The following is a 5678-nucleotide window of genomic DNA, read 5'->3' on the forward strand; positions in this document are numbered from 1 at the left end:
TACCAGGGCGTGGGCCAGCAGAGTGGCTTGTTTGCCGGCAACGGTGGCTATCACGTGGATGCTGGACACGTGAACCTGATTGGCGGCGCGATTGCCAGCACCAACGCGGCCAACAGTGAACTGACCGCACAGACGCTGACCTTCAGCGATCTGCAGAACCAGATGGACTACTCGGCCAGCTCCGGCAGCATCAGCGGTGGTGCGGGCGGGCAGATGAAGGGTTGGGACCCGAAGGCGGGCACTACCGCCCCCCGCGGTGGCCCAGGCATGTCGATGACGGAGAACGGCAGCGACAGCAGTTCAACGCTTGCGACGCTGACCGAAGGCAACATCACCATCGGTGGCAAGCAGACCACGGCGGCGGAGCTGGGTATCAATACCGATGCCAGTGCAGCGCATCGTGCGCTGGAGGCGATGCCTGATGCCACCAAGCTGCTGGCGGACCAGCAGGCGATGGCGGGTGCGATTGGGACGGTGGTGGCTACCAGCAGGCAGGTTGCCAATGACATCCAGACCCATCAGAGCAACAAGGCCACGCAGGACTATTACGACAGCCTTTCGCCCGAAGAGCAGGTTGCGTTCGACAAACTTGATGCCAAAGCGAGAGACAAGCGGCTGAGTGACAACAGCCAGGCCTATAAGGATGCGAAGAAGTGGGGCAGTGGTGGTGACTACAGCCGGGCACTGGATGCCGTGACTACCGCATTAGTGGGAAGTGCAGGCGGACAGGCTGTCGGCCAGCTTGCGTCCAATGCGCTTGCACCTTATGCAGCCTTCTTCATTGGTAGCACATTTGATCCGAACCATGGCAAGGACCCCAACGCAACCATGCAGTTGCTGTCGCATGCGCTCTTGGGCGCGGTGTTGGCCGAGGTCAATGGTGCCGGCGCAGGGGCAGGTGCGGCGGCCGCGGTAGGTGGTGAGGTGGCAGCCAAGTTCCTGACCGACACGCTATATGGGGGCAATGCGTCGAAGCTGAGCCCGCAGGAAAAGGAGACGATCCTGGCGCTGTCGCAGGCGGTGGGTGCGTTGGCCGGCGGATTGTCGGGGCAGGATCTGGCCGGGATAGCGTTGAATGCGGGAATTGCGAAGAATTCGGCTGAGAACAACTTCCTGGGGCAGAACGATCACGCGCGAATGATTCACCTGCGCGAGAAGGCCAAGCGGCAAGGTGGGTTGGACAAGCAGGAATCCCTGGAGCTTGTACTGCTGGATGCAGGGGATCAGATGAGTGCAGGGCTGCTACGGAAGGCGTTGGCAGGCGAGAGCCTGAGTGAGTTTCAAGCGGCTGACCTCGCGACCTACATCAGCCGATATGAGTCCCAGAACGGTCCTCTTGATCTGCCTGAGCTTCAAAAGCAGTTCCAGGAGCGCGCTGGAACGCTACGCCCGGGCGAACTGCAGGGAGTCAACCCGTCGCAGGTGTACGAGCGTCCATATGCTGGTCTGGGGGACGACCAGAAAGCGTACAAGGATGCCAATTACTCGTGGGTTGAGGATATTTTCTACCGCAAGAAGGGCGCGAACGAACGGCTGTTCGAGAACGCTCTGCGCAAGTCGGGCCTGGAGCCCAGTCGCACCGAGGACTTGCTCCCGTCGTCAATGCAGTTGCGGAATTACTTCGCAATCCAAGATGCACAGACGTCGAGTGCTATGGCCAGTATCGCCTTCGTGGCTGCGACCATGGGAGGCATGAGCGAGGACAACCGTCGTGCGTTGACGTTGACGATGGGTGGTATCGCAAATATTGCCGGAACAGCGGTTGCGGGAAAAACTGGCTTGTCACCTCAAACTGGTGGCCTTGGGGTTAACCGGCTGCCATTGCGTAGGGTTACAGAGGAGACGCCAACAACGAACTCAGTTCCGCTAGGGCAGGAGAAGAGCTACGTCCGTCCCGGCGATGTGGCGCCCCCGAAGCTACAAGCGGGTAACGATGGGGTTGCCGGTATTCCAGGTGTTCTCGTTGAGCGAGGAGTCGTAAAGTCACGAGTGAATCTAGCGAATGGGCGCACGCGCACGACGCCATTGCGAGAGTCGGGGGCTCCTGTTTCTGCCGGTTTCGAGCATGTTCTGGACGGACATTTTAATCGCCCCCCAACTGCCAACAGATCTGTCTTTGATATTAGTCCAAATGATCTCAAGGCGATTCTCCAGAGCAAAGTTGTCGTTCAATCTCCTGTTTACGAAATTCCTGGGGGGCAGTACATTAGAGTTGTTGATGTTGGTAAAGAGGTTGGGGTATCTTCATTGAAAGATGGTGGGGCGCGAACTTCCTTCATAAAAGTATTTACTGACAAGGCTGGAAATTTGATTACGGCATATCCTGTGAGAGGTGGGGAGTGATGGCCCGATTACCAGATGATTTGCGGAGTAGCTTGGTGCTGCTGCTTGCTGCGGTAGCTCCTGATGACGGTGGCAGGGGTGTTGTTGAGGCGCTGCTGCAATGGATGGCAAAGTGCGGAAACGAGGTCCGCAGAGAGCCGTTCCTGAGTTATGGGTTTAATTCGATCGCGGATATGACGGGGCGTGCAAGCGAATATCCTCTCGCAGACATTAGTGAGGCAGATGTTGATCGTATATCTTCGCGAGCGTCCCGTCTGGCAAATGCGAGTGATGAAGTGATTGCTCAATTTGTTCGCGACTTGATGGAGGAGTTGATTGCAGTTGAGTTTGATCGGGTCTGCTGCCGCTGTGGCGAGACATATATGCGAGCGTACATTGGAGTGTCCAGGTCTTTGCCTGCATTCCAATGTGACACTTGCGGATATGGCGAATTCTTGGACGGATCGTCGCTGAGTGGAGAGAGTTTGAAGTTTATCAGCTTGAAAGAAATGGACGCCTATGGGCTTCATTCTTGAGCGGCGGGCTGGCCCCTTCTGCGCGCCTGGATTGAGGATTGGGAGCCGCCGGGAAAAATGAGGCTGACTCGGAGTGGCTCCTCTGGACTGTTGAAGGCGGAGGGTGACACCACCCTGCGTGGCGCGACCGCGACGGCTGACCGCATCGACGTCAAGACGGGCGGCACGCTGACCATCGAATCGCTGCAGGACATAGCCGAGAGCATGTCCAAGAACAGCCAAGTTGGCGGCAGCGTGCAGGTGGCCTTCGGCAATGCCTGGAATGCCGACGGTTACGTCAGTGCCGGCAAGGCCGAGGGTAGCTACCAGGGCGTGGGCTAGCAGAGTGGCTTGTTTGCCGGCAATGGCGGGTACCACGTTGATGCCGGGCACGTGAACCTGATTGGTGGCGCGATTGCCAGCACGAACGCGGGCAACAGTGAACTGACCGCACAGACGCTGACCTTCAGCGACCTGCAGAACCAGATGGACTACTCGGCCAGCTCCGGCAGCATCAGCGGTGGTGCGGGCGGCAAGATGAGCGGTTGGGACGCGAAGGAAGGCACCACCGCTCCGCGCGGTGGCCCGGGCGTGCCGATGTCGGAGAGCGGCAGCGACAGCGACAGCGACAGCAGCTCCACGCTTGCAACGCTGAGCGAAGGCAACACCACCATCGGTGGCAAGCAGACCACGGCGGCGGAGCTGGGCATCAATACCGATGCCAGTGCAGCGCATCCAGTGGCGGGCATCTCGATAGTGCGGCCAGCGTTTGGGAATATAGTCACTGAATTTCCGGGCGTGTGAATATGGATATGCATTTGGCCGCGAATAGCGCGAATAGGCTGAAATCAACAAGTGGCTGGATTAATTCACCGGACGGGGATTTGATCAGGAGGCGGATTCTTGCGGAATTGGGGGCCTTCCAAGCCGTCGTGGTTCTTCATCATCACTTTGGTCAGGCGGAGGAGCACTTTGTTTTGATGATTGATCGCTCATCAATCGTCGAAGTGGAGGTTTCGTCGAATGGCGTCGAAGACTTCTCGGTTTCCTCGATAGTTGATTATTTAAGAATGAATAGAAAATTACCCGCTTCGTTTAGGTTTGATATCGAGGTGGCTCGCGCTATGAGTTGATGGTGTCATTATGGATGAATTTAGTCGTTACTGGGTTGGTTGAGAGGTGTGGCGGTGCGCTGAGTTGCTGGAGTTTCTAATCCATAATCTTGGTTTGGCGTGAGCTCGAGCATCGCACGGGGTGGGCAGATCTGTAGTCGCCCGGAATCTCGCGCGATGCAGTCGAGTTGCCATTAACGTTGGCGCAGCATGATTTCGTCTAACTTCGTTAGTTCATAACATTCGATAAGAACGCAACCGCCAGCTGGGAAGTGAACGCTACGGGAGTCTAAAGCCCAGTCGATGCGGCAACGCTTCGTGCTCAATTGATTGCTCAGAAAATCTAAGACGGTCATGAATTCCGGAAGCATGTGCTTGTTCAAGCAGAATTCGCGGGACTGGGGTTCCGGGCCGAGGCAGGCAATTGCTTCTCCAGCATGTTGCAGTCGCAGCGGGCTGAAGCCGGCATCGGCTTCAAGACTGCCAACAGCAGTGCCGATGGCAGCAGCACGGTCTCGCGCGGCTCGACCATCCAGGGCGGCGGCAACGTCAACCTGACCAGCACGACGGGTGACATCCACATGGTGCAGGGCAACCTGAGCGCGGGCAACACGCTCAGCCTGGATTCGGCCGGCGACATCCTGCTGGAAGCGGGCAAGGCACACGTGGCAGACCGCAGCAAGAGCAGCAATGCCGGCGCCGAAGTGGGCGTTGGCGTTGTCGTGGGCGCGCAGACGGGCGTGTATGTGTATGCCGAAGCCAGCGTGGGCAGCAGCAAGGCGAACTCAGACAGCAACACCTGGCAGAACACCACGCTGACCGGCCAGAACATCTCGCTGAAGGCCGAGGGTGACACTACCTTGCGCGGCGCGACCGCGACGGCTGACCGCATCGACGTCAAGACCGGCGGCACGCTGACGATCGAATCGCTGCAGGACATTGCCGAGAGCATGTCCAGGAACAGCCAGGTGGGTGGGCGCGTGCAGGTGGCCTTCGGCAACGCGTCGAACGCCGATGGCTATGTCAGTGCAGGCAAGGCCGAGGGCAGCTACCAGGGCATGGGCCCAGCAGAGTGGCTTGTTTGCCGGCAACGGTGGCTATCACGTGGATGTTGGGCACGTGAACCTGATTGGCGGCGCGATTTCCAGCACCAACAACGCCGTGGTGTTGGATTCTTCAGGTAAATTCGTTATCGGATTTAAGTTGGATCCGAAAAATTCGCAGTACGAAAATCTCTTCAAAAATGGTGTGCTTCGATGAGTGTGTTGATGTTTAAGTTCGCTGAAAGGTTCGTCAATGGTTGGATTTCTGCACAATCATTTTCGGATGCTTATGTTCAGTTGTGGAAGATTGAGAGGGGCTCTGATCTTCTGCGGGAGGATTTTCCGGGCTTGAATGAGTGTCTATCCACAATATTCTGTCTTGCTGATATGTATGAGCCAGATGAGGTGTCGCGAGCGAACTATGAGCTTGGGGATGAGGGTCTTTTGCGCGAAGTTTCAAATGTGTTGACTGCCTTTAATAGAGCAGTGTTTGATTAAGGATAGCGCCGCATCTTTCGGTTAGTGGTGCTGCTCGGCTCGACCATCCAGGGCGGCGGCAACGTCAACCTGACCAGTACCACGGGCGACATCCACGTAGTGCAGGGCAACCTGAGCGCAGGCAACACACTCAGCCTGGATTCTGCCGGCGACATCCTGCTGGAAGCGGGCAAGGCGCACGTGGCAGA

8 protein-coding genes are annotated in these 5678 nt (G+C 57.5%); all 8 read left to right on the forward strand.

What is annotated here, in order from left to right:
• Nucleotides 1–27: 27 nt before the first annotated feature.
• On the forward strand, nucleotides 28–2343 hold the full coding sequence (locus AC1DKR_RS20940) for a VENN motif pre-toxin domain-containing protein (protein WP_478035036.1): 2316 nt from the start codon (nucleotides 28–30) through the stop codon (nucleotides 2341–2343).
• 35 nt (nucleotides 2344–2378) lie between these two features.
• A complete protein-coding gene (locus AC1DKR_RS20945; protein WP_133119321.1) occupies nucleotides 2379–2858 on the forward strand; it encodes a hypothetical protein in 480 nt (159 codons plus the stop codon).
• A 57-nt stretch (nucleotides 2859–2915) separates the two neighbouring features.
• Entirely contained in the window at nucleotides 2916–3179 is a 264-nt protein-coding gene (locus AC1DKR_RS20950) for a hemagglutinin repeat-containing protein (RefSeq protein ID WP_394198916.1), read from the forward strand.
• Nucleotides 3180–3230: 51 nt separating this feature from the next.
• A complete protein-coding gene (locus tag AC1DKR_RS20955) occupies nucleotides 3231–3641 on the forward strand; it encodes a hypothetical protein (protein ID WP_478035044.1) in 411 nt (136 codons plus the stop codon).
• A 2-nt stretch (nucleotides 3642–3643) separates the two neighbouring features.
• Nucleotides 3644–3970 carry a hypothetical protein gene (locus AC1DKR_RS20960; protein WP_394198914.1) on the forward strand — a complete coding sequence of 109 codons (327 nt, stop codon included), beginning with the start codon at nucleotides 3644–3646 and terminating at the stop codon, nucleotides 3968–3970.
• A 416-nt stretch (nucleotides 3971–4386) separates the two neighbouring features.
• The gene (locus tag AC1DKR_RS20965; RefSeq protein WP_394198912.1) at nucleotides 4387–5133 is read left to right on the forward strand and encodes a hemagglutinin repeat-containing protein; all 747 of its coding nucleotides are present in this window, start codon (nucleotides 4387–4389) and stop codon (nucleotides 5131–5133) included.
• A gap of 72 nt (nucleotides 5134–5205) precedes the next feature.
• Nucleotides 5206–5490 (forward strand): colicin immunity domain-containing protein, encoded by a 285-nt coding sequence (locus tag AC1DKR_RS20970; protein ID WP_394198910.1) that lies wholly within the window; start codon nucleotides 5206–5208, stop codon nucleotides 5488–5490.
• A 27-nt stretch (nucleotides 5491–5517) separates the two neighbouring features.
• Nucleotides 5518–5678 (forward strand): hemagglutinin repeat-containing protein (locus tag AC1DKR_RS20975; RefSeq protein ID WP_478035051.1); only part of this gene is annotated, 161 nt, incomplete at its 3' end.

The sequence above is a fragment of the Stenotrophomonas sp. 01N47 genome (assembly GCF_056399165.1).

Excerpts from the sequence above, each read along its gene's own strand:
- AC1DKR_RS20970 (WP_394198910.1), top strand. The coding sequence starts at position 5,206 with ATGAGTGTGTTGATGTTTAAGTTCGCTGAAAGGTTCGTCAATGGTTGG.
- AC1DKR_RS20950 (WP_394198916.1), top strand. The coding sequence starts at position 2,916 with ATGAGGCTGACTCGGAGTGGCTCCTCTGGACTGTTGAAGGCGGAGGGT.
- AC1DKR_RS20960 (WP_394198914.1), top strand. The coding sequence starts at position 3,644 with ATGGATATGCATTTGGCCGCGAATAGCGCGAATAGGCTGAAATCAACA.
- AC1DKR_RS20965 (WP_394198912.1), top strand. The coding sequence starts at position 4,387 with ATGTTGCAGTCGCAGCGGGCTGAAGCCGGCATCGGCTTCAAGACTGCC.